The organism is Cellulosilyticum sp. ST5 (assembly GCF_046529625.1).
In the GTDB taxonomy this organism is placed as follows: Bacteria; Bacillota; Clostridia; order Lachnospirales; family Cellulosilyticaceae; genus Cellulosilyticum; species Cellulosilyticum lentocellum.
Map to the genome: position 1 here is coordinate 1,501,953 of NZ_CP132338.1, position 21,232 is coordinate 1,523,184.

At 33.9% G+C, this 21,232-nt stretch carries 18 protein-coding genes; 1 reads left to right on the forward strand and 17 read right to left on the reverse strand.

Features of this window, described 5'->3' with window-relative positions:
- Positions 1–4: 4 nt before the first annotated feature.
- From QTL86_RS07430 to QTL86_RS07485, 12 genes are all read right to left on the reverse strand, one after another.
- Positions 5–973, reverse strand: coding sequence for a PhoH family protein (locus QTL86_RS07430; RefSeq protein WP_410496888.1), 969 nt, complete (start codon positions 971–973; stop codon positions 5–7).
- Entirely contained in the window at positions 960–2,192 is a 1,233-nt protein-coding gene (gene yqfD / locus QTL86_RS07435) for a sporulation protein YqfD (protein WP_410496889.1), read from the reverse strand. The genes QTL86_RS07430 and yqfD overlap by 14 nt, the downstream gene beginning before the upstream one ends.
- A 15-nt stretch (positions 2,193–2,207) precedes the next feature.
- The gene (locus QTL86_RS07440; protein WP_127066559.1) at positions 2,208–2,507 is read right to left on the reverse strand and encodes a YabP/YqfC family sporulation protein; all 300 of its coding nucleotides are present in this window, start codon (positions 2,505–2,507) and stop codon (positions 2,208–2,210) included.
- A 114-nt stretch (positions 2,508–2,621) separates the two neighbouring features.
- Entirely contained in the window at positions 2,622–4,163 is a 1,542-nt protein-coding gene (locus QTL86_RS07445) for an ABC transporter substrate-binding protein (RefSeq protein ID WP_410496890.1), read from the reverse strand.
- A 53-nt stretch (positions 4,164–4,216) separates the two neighbouring features.
- Positions 4,217–5,128 (reverse strand): carbohydrate ABC transporter permease, encoded by a 912-nt coding sequence (locus QTL86_RS07450; protein WP_013657060.1) that lies wholly within the window; start codon positions 5,126–5,128, stop codon positions 4,217–4,219.
- A 12-nt stretch (positions 5,129–5,140) separates the two neighbouring features.
- The gene (locus QTL86_RS07455; protein ID WP_013657059.1) at positions 5,141–6,082 is read right to left on the reverse strand and encodes an ABC transporter permease; all 942 of its coding nucleotides are present in this window, start codon (positions 6,080–6,082) and stop codon (positions 5,141–5,143) included.
- A 245-nt stretch (positions 6,083–6,327) separates the two neighbouring features.
- Positions 6,328–7,938: a response regulator gene (locus QTL86_RS07460; protein ID WP_410496891.1), complete on the reverse strand. Its 1,611-nt coding sequence runs from the start codon at positions 7,936–7,938 to the stop codon at positions 6,328–6,330.
- Positions 7,939–7,951: 13 nt separating this feature from the next.
- The gene (locus QTL86_RS07465; protein WP_410496892.1) at positions 7,952–9,724 is read right to left on the reverse strand and encodes a sensor histidine kinase; all 1,773 of its coding nucleotides are present in this window, start codon (positions 9,722–9,724) and stop codon (positions 7,952–7,954) included.
- Positions 9,725–9,743: 19 nt separating this feature from the next.
- Positions 9,744–11,054: an ABC transporter substrate-binding protein gene (locus QTL86_RS07470; protein WP_127066553.1), complete on the reverse strand. Its 1,311-nt coding sequence runs from the start codon at positions 11,052–11,054 to the stop codon at positions 9,744–9,746.
- A 197-nt stretch (positions 11,055–11,251) separates the two neighbouring features.
- Complete coding sequence (locus QTL86_RS07475; protein WP_410496893.1) at positions 11,252–11,698, reverse strand: DUF523 domain-containing protein; 447 nt, start codon at positions 11,696–11,698, stop codon at positions 11,252–11,254.
- Between the two features lie 127 nt (positions 11,699–11,825).
- Positions 11,826–14,429: an ATP-dependent chaperone ClpB gene (gene clpB / locus QTL86_RS07480; RefSeq protein WP_410496894.1), complete on the reverse strand. Its 2,604-nt coding sequence runs from the start codon at positions 14,427–14,429 to the stop codon at positions 11,826–11,828.
- Positions 14,430–14,455: 26 nt separating this feature from the next.
- The gene (locus tag QTL86_RS07485; protein WP_410496895.1) at positions 14,456–15,106 is read right to left on the reverse strand and encodes a hypothetical protein; all 651 of its coding nucleotides are present in this window, start codon (positions 15,104–15,106) and stop codon (positions 14,456–14,458) included.
- A 192-nt stretch (positions 15,107–15,298) separates the two neighbouring features.
- Between QTL86_RS07485 and pdaA the strand changes: the two genes are divergently transcribed.
- Positions 15,299–16,174: a delta-lactam-biosynthetic de-N-acetylase gene (pdaA, locus tag QTL86_RS07490; RefSeq protein WP_127066549.1), complete on the forward strand. Its 876-nt coding sequence runs from the start codon at positions 15,299–15,301 to the stop codon at positions 16,172–16,174.
- Positions 16,175–16,258: 84 nt separating this feature from the next.
- Here the strand turns inward: pdaA and QTL86_RS07495 are convergent, their stop codons facing one another.
- From QTL86_RS07495 to QTL86_RS07515, 5 genes are all read right to left on the reverse strand, one after another.
- On the reverse strand, positions 16,259–17,227 hold the full coding sequence (locus QTL86_RS07495; protein ID WP_013657051.1) for a glycosyltransferase family 2 protein: 969 nt from the start codon (positions 17,225–17,227) through the stop codon (positions 16,259–16,261).
- A gap of 53 nt (positions 17,228–17,280) precedes the next feature.
- Positions 17,281–17,679 (reverse strand): hypothetical protein, encoded by a 399-nt coding sequence (locus QTL86_RS07500; protein WP_013657050.1) that lies wholly within the window; start codon positions 17,677–17,679, stop codon positions 17,281–17,283.
- Positions 17,680–17,973: 294 nt separating this feature from the next.
- Positions 17,974–19,320, reverse strand: a complete 1,347-nt coding sequence (locus QTL86_RS07505) for a [Fe-Fe] hydrogenase large subunit C-terminal domain-containing protein (RefSeq protein WP_410496896.1) — start codon at positions 19,318–19,320, stop codon at positions 17,974–17,976.
- A gap of 70 nt (positions 19,321–19,390) precedes the next feature.
- Positions 19,391–19,777, reverse strand: coding sequence for a PaaI family thioesterase (locus QTL86_RS07510; RefSeq protein ID WP_050794681.1), 387 nt, complete (start codon positions 19,775–19,777; stop codon positions 19,391–19,393).
- A gap of 223 nt (positions 19,778–20,000) precedes the next feature.
- Complete coding sequence (locus QTL86_RS07515; protein WP_410496897.1) at positions 20,001–20,834, reverse strand: NYN domain-containing protein; 834 nt, start codon at positions 20,832–20,834, stop codon at positions 20,001–20,003.
- Between the last annotated feature and the right edge of the window lie 398 nt (positions 20,835–21,232).

The following is a 21,232-nucleotide window of genomic DNA, read 5'->3' on the forward strand; positions in this document are numbered from 1 at the left end:
TTAGCTATTCTTTTTCTACTTTATTTTCAAAGGCATCATAAGCTTCCACTATGCGTTGTACAATCGGATGTCTTACCACATCATTTTTGCTAAGATAAGAAAAACCTATCCCTTCTACGCCCTCTAAAATCTTTATTGCTACCTTTAATCCACTCATTTTTTCGCTAGGTAAATCTACTTGAGTTAAATCACCCGTGACAACTACTTTCGAATTAAATCCTATACGGGTTAAAAACATCTTCATTTGAGGCGAGGTCGTATTTTGTGCTTCATCTAATACAATAAAGGCATTATTAAGTGTACGCCCTCTCATATACGCTAAAGGTGCTACCTCTATTAATCCCTTTTCCATATTTTTTTCGAAATTCTCGGGTCCCATAATTTCAAATAAAGCATCATATAAAGGACGAAGGTAAGGGTCTACCTTGCTTTGCAAATCACCAGGTAAAAATCCCAGCTTTTCACCGGCTTCAATAGCTGGCCTTGTTAAAATAATCTTGCTCACTTCATTTTTACGGAAAGCATTAACTGCCATAGCCATTGCTAAGTAAGTTTTACCGGTTCCTGCCGGTCCAATACCAAATACAACTGTATTCTTTTTAATCTTTTTAATATACTCACTTTGACCTACTGTTTTACATTTAATAGGTTTTCCTAAATGCGTTAAAATAACAGCTTCTTGACTCAGTTCATTTAATTGCTCCTCTTGATACTTATCTAACGAATCTAATATATATTTAACGCGTTGGGCATCAATTTCTTCATTCTTCTTTGCTACTTGAAAAAGTTGATTAAGTACCGTTATAGCTGTATCTACCTGCTTAGGCGTTCCTCCTACTTTAATCTTGTCATTTCTCAAGATAATACTAACACGTAAAGTTTTTTCAATAAGTATAAGGTTTTCATCAAATTGACCAAATACAGCACCTATATCATAAGCTGGTACTTCAAGTTCTTTTTCAATTTTGCTCATAATCTGTTTTCTCCTTTATTTGCTGACTTGCTCCTTGGTCTAAATCCAAGCGATAACCGATATCTTCTTCTGCTATCACATGAAGCGTTCCAGTAATAGCATCTCCAGTTTTCTTAAAAAATGCTTCTCTTTTAAGAATTTGTGCTTCAACTCCTAAACTACCTTCTATTTGCTCCCATAGTTCACAAAGTAACCGGTCTTTAGCATCTTCTTCACTTAAAGTATATATCATAGGCTTATAAGCCACTCTATTTTCGACCTCTATAGCAAAGGGTAGTGGAAACATTTTTGTTATTCTTAATTGGTGCAGGGTGATTTGTTTATCAAAATTACCTTGAGGTGGTTTTGAAGCATAGAGCTGAAAGGCTTTGTTAAAAAGTTTAAGTGTCCACTTTTTACTACTTTCATTAAGATATTGTTTCTTTTCTTGTTGGAACTGAATTGTACCGCTAGCTGTATACGTGGTTTTTCCTTTAATATGTGCTTTAGCAGCTGTATAGTAAAGCGAATCATCTTCTTCTCCTCTAGGCATCTCTCCTGTAACCAAGAGTTCTCCTTTTTTTACTATGTCTCCAGCTTTTATAAGAGGCTTTCCTTTTTCTACTGCTATATATGTAACAAGTGCATCTCTTTTTGCAATAAGCATCTTAGGTTTTTCATTCATCTCACTCATTTCTGGCTTAGGAACACTTTCAGCCACACGTACCATCATCCTAGTACCTTCATAAGTGATGCCTGTCCAAACAATATCAGGGTATTGTTGTAATAAATAGGTTTCTGCCTCTCGTAAATTCATTTTACTTTTCAGCTTGCCTGTTTCATACCCTTTCTTTTCTAAAGATTTAATAATATCTAGACTATTAATACGTTCTGTTCCCTCTACTTCTACTAACCAAACAAAAGAAGACAGTAACCATAACATGGCTATAAAAACAACAATACCTGCCACAAAAAAACGGCGCTTTTTATAACGATGTGCTATAAAAGGAAAACCCTTCTTACCCACTATTTTAGCTCTGCAGTGGGCCTTTTTAAGATCAGGCTTCATGCATTTAAAAGCTTCAATAGGGGTCTTAAAGCAAACCTTATTTTCCTTTTGCACCACATCCCACATAGGAATATGATGATGAAGTGCAAGATTAAGAAATTTTTCTATCATATAGCCACTTACTTCTACTATAACATACCCTTTTAAATAATGCCATAATGATACAAACAAAGTCTTTCACCTCCTTTATATTGCAAAAGCTACTTGTAAAATAGTCCCTTTAATCAGCATACGTTCTGCCGTCATGCTTTTCGCTTCAAGTGCTACACCATCTATAATGAGTAAACCACATCTCGTATTTAATCGTACTTTTTGAGGTGTATATTCTACAAGACTTATAAAGTTCTCTATACTTATTTCCTTATTACCACTTAGTTTAATCACTGGTACATTGCTCATGACCTCTGTTGGAATATCCAATCCTTTGGCTACTTGCTCCCGCAGATTGATTTTTGCTAACTTATTTTTCTTGTTTGGTTTTATCATCGCACTGCCCCCCTATACATTATATGTATGCATAAAATGGGACAAATAGAATGCTTTTAATTATTTACGCAAAAAAATAGGACCCTAGGGCCCTATTTTTTGTGGACTTATCAACTATTTTGCAGCGTTAAATGCATCCATTTGTTTTTGCATTTCAGCTAAGATATCTTGCATACCAGCAGCATTGAATGCTTCAACAGCTTTTGGTAATGCTTCGTCTGGATTTGAAGAACCTACTTGAAGACCAGGTACAAATTCATTCCATACGTTTGTACATTGAGCAATTTGTGTTGTTACAGGAGCTGGATCAAATACGAATCCAAGAGATTGTGTTTTTACACCTGCAGCATTAAATGCTTCAAATTGATCCCATTTGTCTGTAGGATCTAACTCTGTTAAGTAGTTAATTAATTGGTTACCAAATGCCCAACCTAGACCTGGATTGTATTTAGCTTGGTTTTCAGTACCTTTAATTTGGTTATCACTAATTTTTGTATAGTGAGTACCTTCGATACCAAAGTTAATTAAGTTGTTAACTACTGGATCTGTGTTGAATAATTCTAAGAACATCATAGCTCTTTCTGGATTTTTAGATGTTGCAGAAATAGCTTGCATTGAACCTGTTGTTTCACGGTTAGAAATAATAGGTGATGTTAATTCAATTTGCATATATGATTGTTGTTGAGAATTTGATTCTTCCTCAGCTTTTGTTGGTTTTAAAGAACGAACAGCACAGAAGATTTTACCAGCTTTTTGGTCTGCATTGTAGTCTGTTACAGATGCAGCATCTTCACGGATGTAACCTTTTTGCATAAAGCTATTCATTAATTTGAAGTGTTCAAGTGTTTCTGGTTGCTCTAATTGGTCAAATACTTTGCTATTATCATCATTGTATACAGCACCTGGTGTTGTATCATTATTAACGATATCAAAGTCTAATATTCTCATTGCAGATTCATTTGGTGTACCTTCTAAAGCATACATATTTGGTTCTTTTTCTTTAATGATTTGGAAAAATGGTTCCATATCAGCAAGCGTTTTAACTCCTGATAAATCCATATTGTATTTTTCAACAATATCTTTACGAACTAAAAGACCCCAAGAGTGAGCTTTTTCTTTGTTAGCAGGAATAGCATAGTTCACGCCATTGATACGAGAACCACTTAAGAAGTCCTCACCTAAAATTTCTTTTGTTTTTGGAGCATATTTATCCATTAAATCATTAAGTGGTACAAATGCACCTTTAGCAGATTGTGTATAGTAGTTATTTGACCAGTTTGCTGTAAAGCAAATATCAAATGTTTCACCAGCAGCAATCATTTGTGTGATTCTGTCGTTATATGTTCCCCAATCGTAGCATTGAAGTTTAATTGTACAGTTAAGTTTTGTATTCTCAGCAATGTACTTATTAACTTCTGCTTCAACAAGTGCTGTGTCTTCTTGTTGTTGGTTACCTACGAAGTACCATGTAAGTTCAACTGGTGCTAAAGCTTCTTCTGTTGTAGCTGGCGTATCACTAGCTTCTGTTGATGTGCTTGCAGATGGTGATGGTGATGCAGGATCTGTTGATGCTGGTTTATTACAACCAGTTAATGCCATACTAAGTACACATGCTGTTCCTACAAATACTGTAAGAGTTTTCTTTAATAATTTCATTTAATCTCCTCCTAAAATTGTTTTTAAACTAAATGATATTTATATCAAACCTACTACTCTTTAGTTGCTCCCAAAGTAATACCTTTTTCAAAGTAACGTTGGAAGAATGGATAAGCAAGAACAATAGGTCCAATAGCAACAATAGCCATAGCCATACGTGCCGTTTCAGATGGTACATTTTTAACAAGCTCTGGATTACCAGCCATTTTAGCTAAGTTAGCAATCTTAGACTCGAGTTGGTAAATTAAGTATTGTAAGTTATATAGTTTTTCACTATCAATGTAGAGTAATGGGCCATACCAGTCATTCCAATAAACCAACATGACCATCATAAGCATGGTTGCAATAACTGGTTTTGACAGTGGCATAACAATTTTAAAATAGGTCTTAAATTCACCAGCTCCATCAATTTGAGCTGCTTCAATCAACGATTTAGAAATACTTGTACGATAATACGTACGAATAATCATAACGTTAAAAGCACTAAATAGATTCATTAAGACTAAAGCCCCTATTGTATCTTTTAAGTGAAGAACTTTTACAAACACCATATAAGTAGGAACAAGTCCACCAGAGAATAACATCGTAATAACTGCAATCAAGTTGAATATACGACGGTATTTAAAATCATCTCTTGCAAGTGGATAAGCATAAAGCGCCATAATGGCTACGCCTAAGAGACCTCCAAATACAGTACAAAAGATTGAAACACCATAAGCATTTAAGATTGCTTTACCATTGGTAAAAATATAGTTAACCGCTGCCATACTATATTTACTTGGTAAAAGCTTATATCCTTCTAAAGCAATAGTTGTTTCATCTGTAATGGTAACCATGAAAACAAGTAGCATTGGATAAATACAGATAATGGACAGAATAACAAAGACGATATGCCAAATTACATTACTTGTTTTTGTTATCTGAATACTTGAATCTTCATTAACATGTAAATTATTTTTCTTCATCTTTTCCCCCCCCTATATAATGCCGGCATTCTTATCATATTTTCTAGCAAGTGCATTAAATGAGAGAACAATGATGAGCCCAAGTACAGCTTGGTAGAAACCTGCTGCAGATGCAAGCCCTAAATCACCTGTTTGCCTAAATGCACGGAAAACATAGGTATCAATGGTATTCGTTACATTTTGCAACGCACCTGTGTTCTTTGGTATTGTGTAGAAAAGACCCATATCAGTATAGAACATTCTACCTAAACGGATAAGAACTAAGGTAATCATAAGAGGTATCAAACTTGGAATCGTAATATGCCAAATTTGCTGGAAACGAGAAGCACCATCAACTGCTGCTGCTTCATAAAGTTCTTTATTTATACCAACAATTGTTGCTAGATACATGATGCTGTCATAACCAGTCCATTTCCATGTATTAACAATTACTAAAATGTAAGGCCAATACTGTGGTGACTCATACCAGTTCACACGATCTAAGCCCATAGATGTAAGTAATTGGTTAACAACTCCTAACTTACCACTAAGTAAACCAAATACTAAGTATTGGATAACTACCCATGATAAGAAATAAGGTAAGAAGAAAATACTTTGATAAACCTTAGCTGCACGTTTCTGTCTTAACTCATTCAAACCAATTGCAAGTAAGATAGGTAATGTTATACCGATAATGATAAATATAACGTTATAGCCTATCGTGTTTCTTGTCACTTCCCAAGCCTTACTTGTGCCAAATAAGTACTCGAAGTTTTTGAAACCGTTCCAGCCTGACCCAAAAAGCTTAGTATAGGTATCCATCTTTCTGAAAGCGAATACTAGACCAAACATAGGAAGATAATTGTTAAATAGCATAACAATTAATCCAGGCAGCAACATAATGAATAGTGCAATATTCTTTTTAAACTCTTCCAAAACAGTTGAATTTTGTTTTGTTTTTGCTTTATTACTCATTCGCTTCACTCTCCTTACACACATACTATAACTTTTTACCATTTTTATTAATAGAATATGTTGCATTTTTGTTTATTTTTGATTAATACAACATTTATAAAATATTACAACAATTATTTGCTAGTTTAATTTTTCTTATCCCTAGTTATTGTCTATATTTTCTTTCTATCAATTAATTAAAGAAGTAAGTGTGTATTTTTAGCAAAAAAATGACCCCTAAATTTAGGGGTCATTTTTAAGAGAGATCAAAGTTGACTATCTTTATATTCTGTAGGTGTCATATTTACATATTTCTTAAAAATCTTAGAGAAGTAATGGGGATCTTGAATACCTACTAACTCAGCAACTTCATAGGTTTTATACTTATTATCCTTTAGCAATTCTTTAGCTCTATCAATACGTACTTCATTTAAATATTCTACAAAATTCTTACCTAATTCTTTTTTAAACATACGGCTTAAATAATAAGTGCTCACATAAGTATGTTCAGCTAATTCATTAAGAGTAATCGACATGGTATAATTTTCGCAAATATAGTCCATTGCCTTTTGCAAAATTTGATTAATATTCTTTTTATTATAACGATTAATACGATGCACAACACTCATGGCTACATCTTCTAAAAGGTCTTGTAACTCTTTTACCTGTGTTGCATTATCAATAAGCTTGTACAAACTTGAAATGTCATGGCTTAAATCTTTATCCTGTACTTCTAAGTTTTTAATCGAAATGCGAATCATATTAATCTCATAAATGAGATTCCAATAAAAGGTTTTGATATATTCCGGATCTAGATTGGTTTGTATCACTTTATCATTAATTTGTCCTAATATATGTACTACATCTTCTTCATTTCCGGTTTTAATGGTATTACATAAGACTTTATCAATGCCATCAAAAGCAAGATTATCTTGTCCTTTATAAAATCCAGAAAGGTCACGATATAAAATAATGGAGCTATTTCCCATATAAAAGCGATAAGCTAAGGCATTTTTACACTCCATCATCTTATCATGAAGCTCGTCTACATCCTTTCCTTTGGTACTAATAGCAATGCTTACGGTGAAATCAAAACAACTTTCTACAAGCTGCTGTATACTATGTACTTTTTTATAAACATCTTCTTCTAAAAGTTCTACTGTTTCATGTGTTCCTATTATAAAAGCTATCTGTTTATTATTAAGTACAATTTTTTCCACTTTAAATTCTTCTGCAAACATTTCCTCTACTGTATTGACAATGCCAAACTGGTAAAGCTGTCTTTGATAAGGCTCCTTCTTTTTAGAATCACCATCAATTTCAATCATAATCATTACAAATTCATTGATTTCAATGCCGTATAGTTCAAACCCTTCTTTAATTTCTTCTTCATTAATATTAATTTGAAAAATAATATCGTAAAGAAGTTTCTCCTTTAAAATAGGAATACTTTCTTCAAAACATTTTCTTAGTTTTTTGGCTTCTATCTGATCATCTCGCTGATACTTAAGCTCTATGACAGCACGTTTAACCACTTCACAAATATCTTCAATACTAGAAGGTTTTAAAATATAGTCAAAAGCACCAATTTTAATAGCTTCTTGCATATAACTAAACTCTCTATAACCAGACAAAATGATAAATTTACTGTGGGGAACGATTTGTTTAGCGGATTTAATCATCTCCAAGCCATTAATCTCTGGCATATTAATATCTGCAAAAACTAAGTCTGGCTTGTATGCCTCTATTTTCTCTAACCCTTCAACACCATCACTAGCTTCTCCACAAATTTCACATTGAAACTTCTTCCAGTTAATGATATTAATAAGTCCTTTACGAATGGTTGGTTCATCATCAATAATAAGCACCTTAAACATTATGTTTCCTCCCTTAGTCTCTAATCGGTAAATATAGTTTCATTTTAGTATAAGTTTCATATTCACTTTCTATTTGCAAGCCGTAATCTTTACCAAAGAACAACTTTACTCTTCCGTTGACATTAGCTAACCCAATACTCTTTCGATTATCTCCTAGTATATAATCGTCTCGGTCCTCTTTAAACTTTTGATTTAAGTCCTCCACTTCCTCAGGAAGCATACCTTTTCCGTTATCCATAATTTCTATGTAAATTGTTTCATCTTCTCTACGAATAGTTAACTTAATAGTTCCTTTCTTTCTCATTTTATCTATGCCATGATAAATTGCATTTTCTATAAGTGGTTGCAAAATCAACTTTGGGACCTCTTGTCCCAATAAACTTGTATCAATATCACTTTCATAGCTTAAGCGTTCACCATAGCGATTTTTCATAATCAATAAATAACTGTCAATATACTTTAGTTCTTTACTTAAAGGTACCATAGGACTTCCCTTACCGATACTTGCTTCAATCAGTGCTCCTAGAGAGGTAACCATATCTCTAATTTCTGGTACATTATTGAGCTGAGCCATCCAGTTAATCGATTCTAGTGTATTAAATAAAAAGTGTGGATTAATTTGCGCTTGAAGTGCTTTGAGTTCTGCTTCTCGTCTTGTAAGTTCTTCTTTATAGACACGATTTAATAGATTATCTATCTCTTTAGACATCTTGTTAAAGCACTTACTTAAATAACCTAGCTCATCTTCTCTATCGACAATAACTTCTTGATGAACATTTTCCTCTTCTACCTTTTTAATGCTATGTACTAACCGATTGATTGGACTTAAAATATCCATGGCCATTAAAATGCTAAAAATAGAGAGTAATAAAATGGTAAAGGTCATAACAATAATAAACAAAAATCTAAAGTGTCCCATTTCCTCATTAACTAATTGGTTCAAAGATCCTTCCGCAACAATCTTCCACTCTGTCCCTTCGATATTCATAAAAGCCAGTAGACGTTGTTCTTTTTTATCAATTCGATAACCCCAGTTATCTGCTTGATTAGAAATCCACTCATTTTCTTTTTCATTATACCAGTCTTCTTCTGTTCCTATTATCCATTTATTATCCTTAGACAGAATATTGATACTTTGCATAAATTCCGTAGATAAGTCATTATAAACATCCTTGAGCCTTTGCCTATTAATTTGCAAAATAATAAGTCCTCGTTCACTAAAGTCATCACTATCATAAATCATTCGAATAAGATATAAATTGCGTACCTTGTTTTCCTCATCTACCTCTGTATACCAAGTAGGCTTGTGCTGGGCTAGCCTGGCTTTTTCTAACATTGCTTTAAAAGATGCACTACTTTCAATGCTTACACCACCAGCATTTAAGTCATAGCTATATTCATATTCATTTAAAGAAGCTAATGTTATGGACTGGATCTCCTTATTACTTAAACAAATACGCCTAAGCAAATTATAACAATAGTCTCTTAAATCTTCTGTTGCTACTTCTGACTTCTTTTCATCTAAGATAGCATACATCTTGGCATCATATAAAATATCATCTGTAATACTCACTAAATTACTAGAAAAATCATTCATACGTAATTCAATCATTTTCAGCAAATCTGCTGAATAACTCACTGATTTATTTTGAATAATACTTTCTGTATTCTTATAAAACATCATACCCATAAATGCCATGGGGATAATAATCTGTACTGAGAACAGTAAAAGTAATTTCTGTTTAATAGACATCTTTTTGTAAAACCTTTTAATATAATTAAACACACTACTCCCCCTACTTGGCTTACTTCATAGCTGCATATACTTCATCAAAAACCGCTTCAGGTGTCATTGTTCCTTTTAATACATTAGGAAAGCGCTTAATGATGATATTTTCCCATATTCCCCTATTAATAAAGCTATCTACAGGCCCAACTAACTCCTTGGCATTTTCTACTAATTCTTCACCCTTTGTACTTAATACAGTTGCCGGTGGTGCATAGTCTCCCAATTCAATATTGCTTATAAAGCCTGAACCACCTGCAAGAATCCCTACGTTCTCAGGCGATGTAAGTTCCTTTAAAAGCAAGCTGCAGCTTTGCCTAAGTTTTGGGTCTTCCCAAGCCTTTTGACTAATATGAAAGATGCCATTACCACATCCATAAATAATAGCTGTTGTATCTGCTTTTCCCCCTGGCATATCAGGAAAAGGAATCACATCCACTGTTGTATCGTCTCCGGACAATGTATTATAGCCTATGAGCCATGAGCCTTGTACAATCATTGCTGCTTCTTTATTAACAAATAATTCATTCCTCTTCTTATCGTCAATATACAACAAACGGTCTGGAAAAGCGCCTGCTTCATAGAGTTGCTTCATATAATACATCCCTTCAATAAAACAAGGTTTGATTTGTCCCTCTTCATCAAATGGATTTTCTATATCTTCTTTTCCACCTAATTTCATTACCATATTTTGATAAATATAACTTCCTTCTGGCGTTTCACTATAAGCAATAGGTATAATCCCTACTTCTTTAAATGCCTTAACAGCATTTAATAGTTCCTCAAAATTAGTTGGCACCTTCACATCGTATTTTTCAAATAAATCTTTATTAATGAAAAGGCCCTCGTAAATAATTTCAATAGGTAAACCATAGATTCGGTCATTAACTGTTACATAATCCCACGTTGCTTCTTTAAATTGATTATACCAAGCTTCATCCGATTTGACTAAATCTGTTAAATCTGCTACTTTATTTTGTTCTACCAACAGATTAAAATCAGAACCTGGCCATAGCCCAAATAAATCAGGTTCATTACCACTAGCAAAATCTGTTTTCAAGATAAACAGAAAATCTTCTCCAGCCATAGAAGAATCTTCAATTTCCAGATAAGGATACTTATCATATAGTTTTTTTAGAATAGATTTTAAACGTTGTGATTTACTATCATAGGCTCCCCAGCTACTAATGAAGCTTATTTTTTCTTTTTGGTTAAAAGCTTCAATTGGTGAAACCGTTACACGTTGCCGATTACTAGATAAATAGACGGCAAATAAAAAAATCAAGCATAATGTAATACTTGTCAAAGCAATAACATATTTCTTCTGCATATTATCTCTATCTGATCCCTAAGATCAGATACCCCCTCTCATTATGACAATACCGAAAAACTATAAATTTTTTTATTTTACCAATAATACATAAATATATTAACATATTTTTATGATTTTTCATATAAATACATAAAAAATAATCGATATTTTTGTTATTTTTATTGAAGTAAGTGCAAGATAATTAAAATATTATTTTAAATAAGCTCCTCTTCAGTTATTACTTTTATTCCTTTGTTCATTAAGGCTTGAGCTGTTACGCCATTCCCCTCAATTAAGCACCCTTTAAAGTGTCCATCATAAATTCTTCCCTTACCACAAGAAGGAGACTTTGCTTTTAAAATTGCTTTTTCGATAGGATAATGCTCTAGTAAACTCACTACCCTTTCTGCTCCTTTTAAAAAAGCTGCTGTTACATCCATTCCTGTTTTAGTATAAATTTTTGCATTACCTTTTAAAACATCCTGCGCACTGCCACCTATAATTTCAGCAGGTACTCTAGGAGTAGATAGCCCTCCTAATACTTCTGGGCACACCTTTATATGAGGTTCTCTTTCACATAAAGTCATTACTGCTTCATTCTTATTATCTCCACCATTATATTTACATTTTTCTCCGCATAAACAGCTACTAACTAAAATCATCATGTATCCTCCTCTTTCTTTTATCTTTTTTTATCATAACAAATTCTCCTTTCATTTGTTAGTCTTTAGTAAGGTCTTCTTTGATTAACTAAAAAGGCATGTCTTTTTAGTGAGACATGCCTTTTTATTACTTTTCTATTCTTACTTTTAATTGCTCATCTTCATAATCTACAACAAATGTAGAAAATGGTTCTACCTCTTCGGCAATTAAAGTTCTTGCAATTAGGGTTTCTACTTTACGTTGTAAGAAACGTTTCAGTGGTCTTGCACCAAATACAGGGTCAAACCCTTGCTCAGCAATATAAGCTTTTGAGGCTTCTGTTAATCTAACATGTAGTTGTTGATCCTCTAGACGTTTATTAAGATCTTTTTCTAACAAGCCAACAATGTGTACAATTTCATGTTGTTGTAGTGGTTTATAAAGTACAATTTCATCTAAACGGTTTAAAAATTCTGGTCTGAAATGCGTCTTCAAAAGATGATTAACCGTTTCTTCTGCTTCTTCTGAAATTTCACCTTGACTATTAATCCCTTCTAATATAGCTTGAGAACCTAGATTAGATGTTAAAATAATAATGGTATTTTTAAAGTCTACTGTACGACCCTTAGAATCTGTTATACGACCATCATCTAAAACTTGTAAAAGAACATTAAACACATCTGGGTGTGCTTTTTCAACCTCATCAAATAAAATAACCGCATAAGGCTTACGTCTTACTGCTTCTGTAAGCTGACCACCTTCTTCATAACCTACATATCCCGGAGGTGCCCCTATTAATCTTGCCACAGCATGCTTCTCCATATATTCACTCATATCAATACGAATCATGCTGTGCTCATCATCGAATAACGCCTCCGCTAAAGCTTTAGCAAGCTCAGTTTTACCAACACCGGTAGGTCCTAAGAAAAGAAAAGAGCCAATAGGTCTTCGTGGATCTTTAATCCCTGCTCTTGAACGTAAGATAGCATCAGTCACTTTATCTACGGCTTCATTTTGACCAATCACACGTTTGTGTAAAATTTCTTCTAAACGAAGCAATTTATGCCTTTCACCTTCCATTAATTTTGTAATAGGAATTTGAGTCCAACGCGCAATAATTTTTGCTATTTCTTCTTCATTAACCTTGTCTCGCAATAAACTACCCTCACTACCTTTGTAGGCCATAGCTTCCGCTTCTTCTAATTGCTTCTTAAGTCCTGGAATAATACCATATTTTAATTCAGCTGCTTTATTGTAATCATATTCTCTTTCAGCTTTTTGCATATTAGCTGTAGCTGTTTCAATTTCTTCTTTAATGCCACGTACTTTAGTGATAACATCTTTTTCATTTTCCCATTGAGTACGCATAGCCTTAAACTTATCACGTAATTCAGCAAGTTCTTTTTGCGTATCTGCCAAGTTTTGTTTAGAAATAGGGTCATCTTCTTTCTTTAAGGCTGTTTCTGCAATCTCTAACTGAAGTACCTTTCTAGCAATCTCATCTAGTTCTGTAGGCATTGAATCAATTTCGGTACGCAGCATTGCACAAGCTTCATCTACTAAGTCGATGGCTTTATCAGGAAGGAATCTATCTGAAATATAACGATCTGATAAAGTTGCAGCTGCAATTAATGCATTATCTTGTATTTGAACCCCATGATAAATTTCATAGCGTTCTTTAATACCACGCAAAATAGCAATGGTATCTTCTACTGTAGGCTCTTCTACCATAACTGGTTGAAAACGTCTTGCAAGGGCGGCATCTTTTTCAATATATTGACGATACTCATTTAAAGTTGTAGCACCAATACAGTGAAGTTCACCACGGGCAAGCATTGGTTTCAATAAGTTTCCTGCATCCATAGATCCTTCTGTTTTACCAGCACCTACAATCGTATGAAGCTCATCAATAAATAGGATAATTTTACCTTCACTTTTCTTAATTTCTTGAAGTACAGCCTTTAGACGTTCCTCAAATTCTCCTCGATATTTAGCTCCTGCAATAAGTGAACCCATATCTAATGCAAAAATACGACGATCTCTTAAAGTCTCGGGTACATCGCCTCTTACAATACGTTGTGCTAGGCCTTCAGCAATAGCTGTCTTTCCTACACCAGGTTCACCAATTAATACAGGATTATTTTTAGTTTTTCGTGATAAGATACGAATCACATTACGAATCTCGCTATCACGTCCTATAACTGGGTCAATTTTTTGTTCTTTAGCTCTTTCTACAAGATCATAACCATATTTATTAAGAACATCATAAGTACCCTCTGGTTCTTCACTTGTCACATGTGTATTTCCTCTAATTTCAGTTAATACCGCCATAAATGACTTTTTGGCTATACCATAAGCCTTGAGTAGTTTTTCGCAATACCCACTACTTACTTCTATTAAAGCAAGCATGATATGTTCTACAGAAATATACTCATCAGACATGCTTTTAGCAATTTTTTCACTTTCACTTAATACTTTATCAACTTCACTAGACACGTACACTTTATCAAGTTCTCTACCAGGTCCACTGACACGCGGCAATTTAGCAATATCCTCACTAACTGATTGCGTCATACTACTAACACTCACATTCATCTTGGTTAAAAGATGAGGAATGAGGCCTTGTTCTTGAGTTAATAAAGCATAGAGTAAATGTAAGCTTTCTATTTGATTATTTTGATTTGAAATAGCGCTTTGCTGAGCGCTTTGAATTGCTTCAATTGATTTCTTTGTAAAATTTTGTGCATTCATTAGGCATCCTCCTTGCTTAAATTATTTTAAATAATTGCTTCATTATTTTTTAAATAAAGCTCATAATGCTTCATTAAAGTTAAGGTTTGATCTTTCTGTGTATCCAGTTGCCCAAAATACAATTTAAGCCCTCCATCTAGCACACTAATATATTCTGAGAGGGCTTCTGCTAGGGCTTCATAAGCAGTGGCATTTTGAAAATCTTTTAATTTAAGGACTCTAAGCCATTTAACCCCTTCTTCTCTTTGCCAATAAGTAGGCCCCACTCGATTTTCTATTGTAGCCCAAATTTGAAAGAACTGCTCTAAATAATGATGAAGTACTTCACTTTGTGTACGAGAGATCACTCGCAGTTCTCCTTTAACCTCTTCTCCTTGTTGATTAAGGTATAAACAATAGCGAATTGTAGGGTTATATTTATAGCGTAAAGCACTCTTGATACTATACATGTGGTCTGCAGCTTGATTTTGGATTTGAAAATGTTGATAGGGCCTTAGGTAATCTGACAGATGAGTAAAAATCGTTTGTAAACGTTGCTCAGGGGTCACAAGCGCCACCTTTTCAGCTAGGATTTGATTAATAAGATTAGATCGACTGGTCTGAAGTGAATAAGCCAGTTCATCAATGGCGGCTACGATATCATCCATCAGCACAAGACTGTAAACGCTTTTTTTCATTGCACCACCTCTTTCTTATAATATTGTATATCCAACTATATAATTTGTCAACATCATTATATAATATCAACAACAAATTATATATTCCTTCTTTGCCTAGTATGAGCTATCAACCTATTTCCTATACCTTACTTATAATTTTTCATTTATTGGTTAGACTACAACTAATCTAATCAATTAAAGGAGTTTTTTATGAAAAAGAAATGTATTACTCTCATATTGAGTCTAGGATTGATTTTAGGAAGTTTTGCTTTTTCTCGGCTAAAAGCAGCAAATGCACCCTTACTTTTACCTGTTACTCCTCCTACATCTTCTTATAAAGGATTAGTGAACGTTAATGCTTTACAAACAACTAATGCCATTTCTACTAAAGTGCTGGATCAAACCAAAATTGATTGGTGGTTAGTCCGCCCCAAAAATCACGTGGCTCCTGGCTTTAATGATAAACTAAAATTTAAGCTAAGTGATTATAGCGCCCTTTGTTTAGGAGACACCTCTAGAAAAGTGGTTTATCTAACCTTTGATGAAGGCTATGAAAATGGCTATACCCCTCAAATATTAGATGTCTTAAAGTCTAATAACGTAAAGGCTATGTTTTTCGTCACTTTACCTTATATGAAGCAAAATGAAGCCTTAATTAAACGTATGGAAGAAGAAGGACACTTAGTATGTAATCATAGTAATCACCATCTTTCTATGCCTACTTTAGTAGCAGATGAAACCAAATTTAACAAGGAACTAACAGATGTTTCAGCAGCTTATAATCAAATAACAGGTAAAACAATGCCTCCTTTTTTCAGACCCCCTATGGGACATTACTCTGAAAAAAGTCTAGCTCTTACTAAAGCCATGGGTTATCAAACTGTTTTTTGGAGCTTTGCTTACTGTGATTGGAAACCCGAAGCACAACCAGAACCTACAGGTGCAAAAAAACTTATGTTAGATGGTCTTCATAATGGAGCAGTTTATTTACTTCATGCTGTCTCTAAAACAAATGCTAACATTTTAGGGGACTTCATCAAAGAAGCTCAACATATGGGCTATACTTTTGAACTTCTACCTTACTAAACCTAAGTCACTTTTTTTATTATTTTATTCTTCTATCACAATAGCAAAAAGGGTTGTTGCCAATTGGCAACAACCCTTTTTACATTATTTATTTTCATTAAACATCCTATTTTCTTTTTCAAAATTAATCTTTTCTTTAATTAAATAAAGTGGTCTATTTTTGCTTTCATCATAAATACGTGCAATATATTCGCCTAAAAGTCCTATAGAAAATAGCTGTACACCACTAAAGAAAGTGATGGTCACCATCAATGAGGTCCATCCTGATACAACTGTTTGAAGGATATATTTTGAAACAAGTGAATATCCCAGAATCAAAATGGCTAATACAATCGTCATAAAGCCTAAACTTTGCACAAGCTTAAGCGGCTTTGTAGAAAAAGCAATAATACCATCTGTTGCAAAACGAATCATTTTTTTCAAAGGGTATTTGGTTTCGCCAGCTAGTCTTTCATCTCGTTCATATTCAATATAGGTTTGGTCAAAGCCTACCCAACTAATCATTCCTCTTACAAAGCGATTCCGTTCGGGCATTTGTTTAAACGCTTCTACTACACATCTGTCAATAAGTCTAAAATCACCTGTATCCATAGGAATCTCTATCTCTGCCATCATGTGCAAGAAGCGGTAAAAACACTTAGCAGTAACTAATTTAAACCAACTTTCGCCTTTACGCTTCTTACGCTTGGCATAAACCACATCATAGCCTTCTTGCCACTTTTCTACCATTTGCACAATAACTTCTGGTGGATCCTGCAAGTCTGCATCAATAACCACTGTAGCATCACCACTACTATGATAAATCCCTGCTGTTACTGCCACTTGATGACCAAAATTACGCGCAAAATCAATCACTTTAACACACCTATCTTTTTCAGCTATCTGTTTAAGCAATGGTAAGGTCTGATCTTTGCTTCCATCATTTACAAAAATGAATTCATACTTCCATTTGTTTTCATCCATCACTATTTTAAGTGCATCATAACAGGCTTCTATCACTGCTTCTTCAAAATAAGCAGGTATAATGACTGTTAGTAAAAATTCTGATTTCACAATTAACACATCCTTAGTATGGCTTTTTTGCTTATTATAGCACAATACCTTTGTTATTCATAGAAGAAACCAATGTCCCAAGCTTCTATATAAGGTATAGCTCTACCTTTAGTTTCGCCATATTCGTTCAAATCTTCTATCAAATCATCTAAAGTCGCTAATAACGGGTCCAAGTCCTCATATACCTGTTTCATAATCAAATCTTCAAATGCCTTTTCTAAAATAATAGCAAAGGTCTCTTCTATTTCTTCTAAAACCACTTCCACTTCTCTTGCTTCCTTCTCTAGCGATGATACTTTGATCTCTGTACCTACCATTTCTCCTATTACCTTTGTCACCATTATCAAATTCTCACTTAAAGCAAGAAGCATACTGTAAAAAGGGGAGTTTCCCTTCTTTCTTAAAACTTCATTATGCTCTTCCATCCTTTGAGTAAACGTAGTATATTTCATCAGTTCATCCTCCTGTTATTTTTTAAGTAACTAATCCTGATATTATTATACTCATCCTCTTCTTTTTAGCAAAGGCTTAATACCCTATTTCTTCTAATAACCGACTCACTTCTAATACTAATTTCATGTCGCCATCACTTAAAATCATACAATCACCGTTTTTTTCTTATACCATAAGTTTCTAGAAATTTCGATATAGCCTTTAACAGTATGCTATCCTAGTATAAAAGAGAATGATTACTTCCAAAAGGACGATATAAAAAATAGGCTGCTGGCTAGCAACCCATTTAGAATTTACTCAAAAGTTCTTTCAAATAAACTTTGTTCTTCTGTTAAGTCTTTTAAATCTTTCATACCTACTTTTTCAAGTAAGCCTAATAACACTTCACTGTGTACTGGAATTTTAATAGCTGAATCATAAGCTGTTTTTTCTACTGCTCTTTTACCTTCTTCTGCTTTTATAATAGCTTTAGGCCCACCAACGCAGCCTCCTTTGCAACCCATTCCTTCTATAAAACTAGCACTAATCTTACCCTCTGTTAGCTCTTCTAGTAGAGCTTTACAATCCTTCATGCCATCTACTTGTGTAGCACTAAACAAGTGACGCTTTTCAGGAAAAAGCTGATCCACAATGTCCCATACAGCTTCTGAAACGCCACCGGTTCTTGCATATAAACGACCACCTTTAGAAGCATAGTCAATAGAAGGTATGCCATCCAAATCTTGCGGCTGAATATTAAATGTATCAAAAATCACTTGTAACTCCTCAAAGGTTAATACAGCATCTACATCTCCTATTAGGTCCTTTTCCTTAGCTTCTGCTTTTTTCGCTATACAAGGCCCCACAAAAACAACTTTAACCTCAGGATCTAATAGTTTAAGTATACGTGCCATAGCAATCATAGGAGAGACCGAAGGAGAAACATTAGAAATAACTTGGTTATAAACCTTACGAAGCGCTGCCACCCACATTGGACAACAACAGGAAGTAATCATAAAATCTCCTTCTTGTTTAATATGGTGATTAAATTCTAGGGCCTCTTTTAAGCTTAGGATGTCTGCTGCTACCGCTACTTCCATCATATCAGTAAATCCAAGTTTAATAAAAGCTTCTCTTAATTGATCAAGGTTTACATTTTCACCAAATTGGCCCGAAATAGCAGGTGCTACTATAGCAAATACTTTTTTCTTTTCTTGTAATAAAGAGGCAATAGGCAAAAACTGAAGAGTTTCCATATAATTTCCTGCATCACATGCACTCACACATCTGCCACAACTTATACATAATTTTTCATCAATCCACTTATCTTTCCCCTTCCTAACGATGGCATCAAAAGGACAAACACTTTGACACTTACTCTTACCTTCCTTATTTTCACAGTCTTTAGGACATACGCTTACCTTCTGAACAATTTTTTCTCTTACACGTTGTTTAGTCATAGCATCAATCAGTGTTTGAACAAACATGTAATCATCTTCACATTCACCTATCTCTACACCACATAAAGCTCCTAAAATTTCTCTTGCTTCATGAGTATCTGTAAAATCCTCTTCTAGCATTTTTTCAAAAGTCTTTTCAAACTCCTGGTTGTAATAAGCTCTTACTAATTTCCCATACAAAGTTCGATATCTTTCGTTCATTTTAGTCTCCTTTAAAACCTTGTGCTTTAGGGTTATTGTAAATAAATCGTCCTATTTTTATACAAAAAACTTAAACATAATATCCCGTCACAGACATTCTAGCTACCTTGGTCCCCCATTCATCTTCTATATCCACTTGGTAAAAACAAATTTTATAGGTTGAAGAAATCACAGAAGCAGTAGCAATCAGTTTATCCCCTTGTACCTTTCGCATAAAAGCAATTTGATTATCTAAAGAAACTGCTTTTTTTTCGCCACTATTAGCGGCTACAGCAAAAGCAAAGTCTCCTAATGTAAAAATAGCACCTCCTTGTACCTGTCCTCCAGCATTTCTATGTTTTGCAGTAAGCTCCATACTACAAATAGCTTGATTTTCTTCTATATGATCAATTCGGATGCCACAATGTTTGGCAAATAAATCCTGTTCAAAAAATGCGCGTACTTCCTCTTCAGACATCTTCATTTCTCCCTTCTTAAGAGCCTTTCATCACCTTTTATTGTTTATTGATAATAAATATCTTATGTATTTATAATTAGTAATTTATATTTTTATAATTTACATATTCCTTTTATTTAAAAAATATAAGTTTGATTTTTCTCTTTAAGGATATCTATTTAGAACTTTTATACTTTCTTCCTTTTAACCCACAGTAACCCGCACACCCTATGTCTGTTATCTGTTAATCTTTAATTTTTGCATAAACTATTTTCAATAAACTGTTGTGAGGATTTTCAACAGTATTTAATTCTATCAAATTAATTTTTTCTAGTAGAGCTGATAACTTTCGACACTTATAATTTCTTGGATCAAACCCTGGCACTCTTTTGCTAAGGTTTACTCCAAGTTCAGCTATATTGATCCATCCATTTTCTTCTGCATTTGTCGAGATAATAGAAATAACTTCTTTCTCAATATCACTAAGTGTTGGAATACTAACTATTTCTTCAGCAGCTTCTTCAATATCTTGTGCAACCTCATGTTTCTTTTCTTGCGTTGTTACCCTTTTTGTTGCTTTATCTTTTTCTGCTATTTTATCTTCTACAACTGCTTCAGCTTCTGCTTCTGCCAGTGCTTCTTCTCTATACAGTATATCTAGATATTTAAATGTTTCACAAGCGGAAACAAGTGATTTAGGTGTTTTCCCTTCTCCCATTCCGATTACATTCATTCCTGCCTCTTTCAATCTCATAGCAAGTTTTGTAAAATCACTATCAGATGAGACTAAGCAAAAAGCACTTACTTTTCCAGAGTAAAGAATATCCATCGCATCAATAATTAAAGCCGAATCTGATGCACTTTTCCCCGAAGTATAATTACATTGCAATGCTGGTGTAAGTGCATATTCTTGTAAGTTTTTCATCCACGCCATGACGCTTGGATTTGAATAATCTCCATATACCCTTTTATATGTAGCAATACCATAGTTATTAACTTCATCCATAATTAATTTTATATACTTATTTGACACATTTTCTGCATCAATTAATACAGCTATTTTATCTTGTTTACTCATAAAAAATCCTCCTTTTTATTTTCATTATCCAGCCAACTATAGTACATTGTCAACGTCTTAATTTTTAGCAATTAATCTCTATTCTCAAAAATAAAATCAATTTACAAGTTATTATACGCTGCCTTATTGTAAGCACAAAATACCCCCGTACTGCCCTATCAACCCGTACTCAGGACTTTCACCTATTAGATTGCTCCATGCTGAGCACACACGCAAAAATAGCCAAGCGACATATATCACTTGGCTATTTTTGCTTACCAGCTCTTCATTATTCACTTTTAAAAACTTACGCTACCATCTCAAAGGGCATGACTGTAGCTCCTCAGTGCAGTATGCACTTCAAGGATAAATAAGCACAAGTTATAAAAGTTTAAACGAAGAGTGAGGAGCTCCTTAAA

Excerpts from the sequence above, each read along its gene's own strand:
- QTL86_RS07440 (WP_127066559.1), bottom strand. The coding sequence starts at position 2,507 with ATGATAAAACCAAACAAGAAAAATAAGTTAGCAAAAATCAATCTGCGG.
- QTL86_RS07510 (WP_050794681.1), bottom strand. The coding sequence starts at position 19,777 with ATGTCTGAAGAGGAAGTACGCGCATTTTTTGAACAGGATTTATTTGCC.
- QTL86_RS07430 (WP_410496888.1), bottom strand. The coding sequence starts at position 973 with ATGAGCAAAATTGAAAAAGAACTTGAAGTACCAGCTTATGATATAGGT.
- QTL86_RS07445 (WP_410496890.1), bottom strand. The coding sequence starts at position 4,163 with ATGAAATTATTAAAGAAAACTCTTACAGTATTTGTAGGAACAGCATGT.
- QTL86_RS07505 (WP_410496896.1), bottom strand. The coding sequence starts at position 19,320 with ATGAACGAAAGATATCGAACTTTGTATGGGAAATTAGTAAGAGCTTAT.
- QTL86_RS07450 (WP_013657060.1), bottom strand. The coding sequence starts at position 5,128 with ATGAAGAAAAATAATTTACATGTTAATGAAGATTCAAGTATTCAGATA.
- QTL86_RS07455 (WP_013657059.1), bottom strand. The coding sequence starts at position 6,082 with ATGAGTAATAAAGCAAAAACAAAACAAAATTCAACTGTTTTGGAAGAG.
- pdaA (WP_127066549.1), top strand. The coding sequence starts at position 15,299 with ATGAAAAAGAAATGTATTACTCTCATATTGAGTCTAGGATTGATTTTA.
- QTL86_RS07460 (WP_410496891.1), bottom strand. The coding sequence starts at position 7,938 with ATGTTTAAGGTGCTTATTATTGATGATGAACCAACCATTCGTAAAGGA.
- QTL86_RS07515 (WP_410496897.1), bottom strand. The coding sequence starts at position 20,834 with ATGAGTAAACAAGATAAAATAGCTGTATTAATTGATGCAGAAAATGTG.
- QTL86_RS07475 (WP_410496893.1), bottom strand. The coding sequence starts at position 11,698 with ATGATTTTAGTTAGTAGCTGTTTATGCGGAGAAAAATGTAAATATAAT.
- QTL86_RS07500 (WP_013657050.1), bottom strand. The coding sequence starts at position 17,679 with ATGAAATATACTACGTTTACTCAAAGGATGGAAGAGCATAATGAAGTT.
- QTL86_RS07485 (WP_410496895.1), bottom strand. The coding sequence starts at position 15,106 with ATGAAAAAAAGCGTTTACAGTCTTGTGCTGATGGATGATATCGTAGCC.
- clpB (WP_410496894.1), bottom strand. The coding sequence starts at position 14,429 with ATGAATGCACAAAATTTTACAAAGAAATCAATTGAAGCAATTCAAAGC.
- QTL86_RS07470 (WP_127066553.1), bottom strand. The coding sequence starts at position 11,054 with ATGCAGAAGAAATATGTTATTGCTTTGACAAGTATTACATTATGCTTG.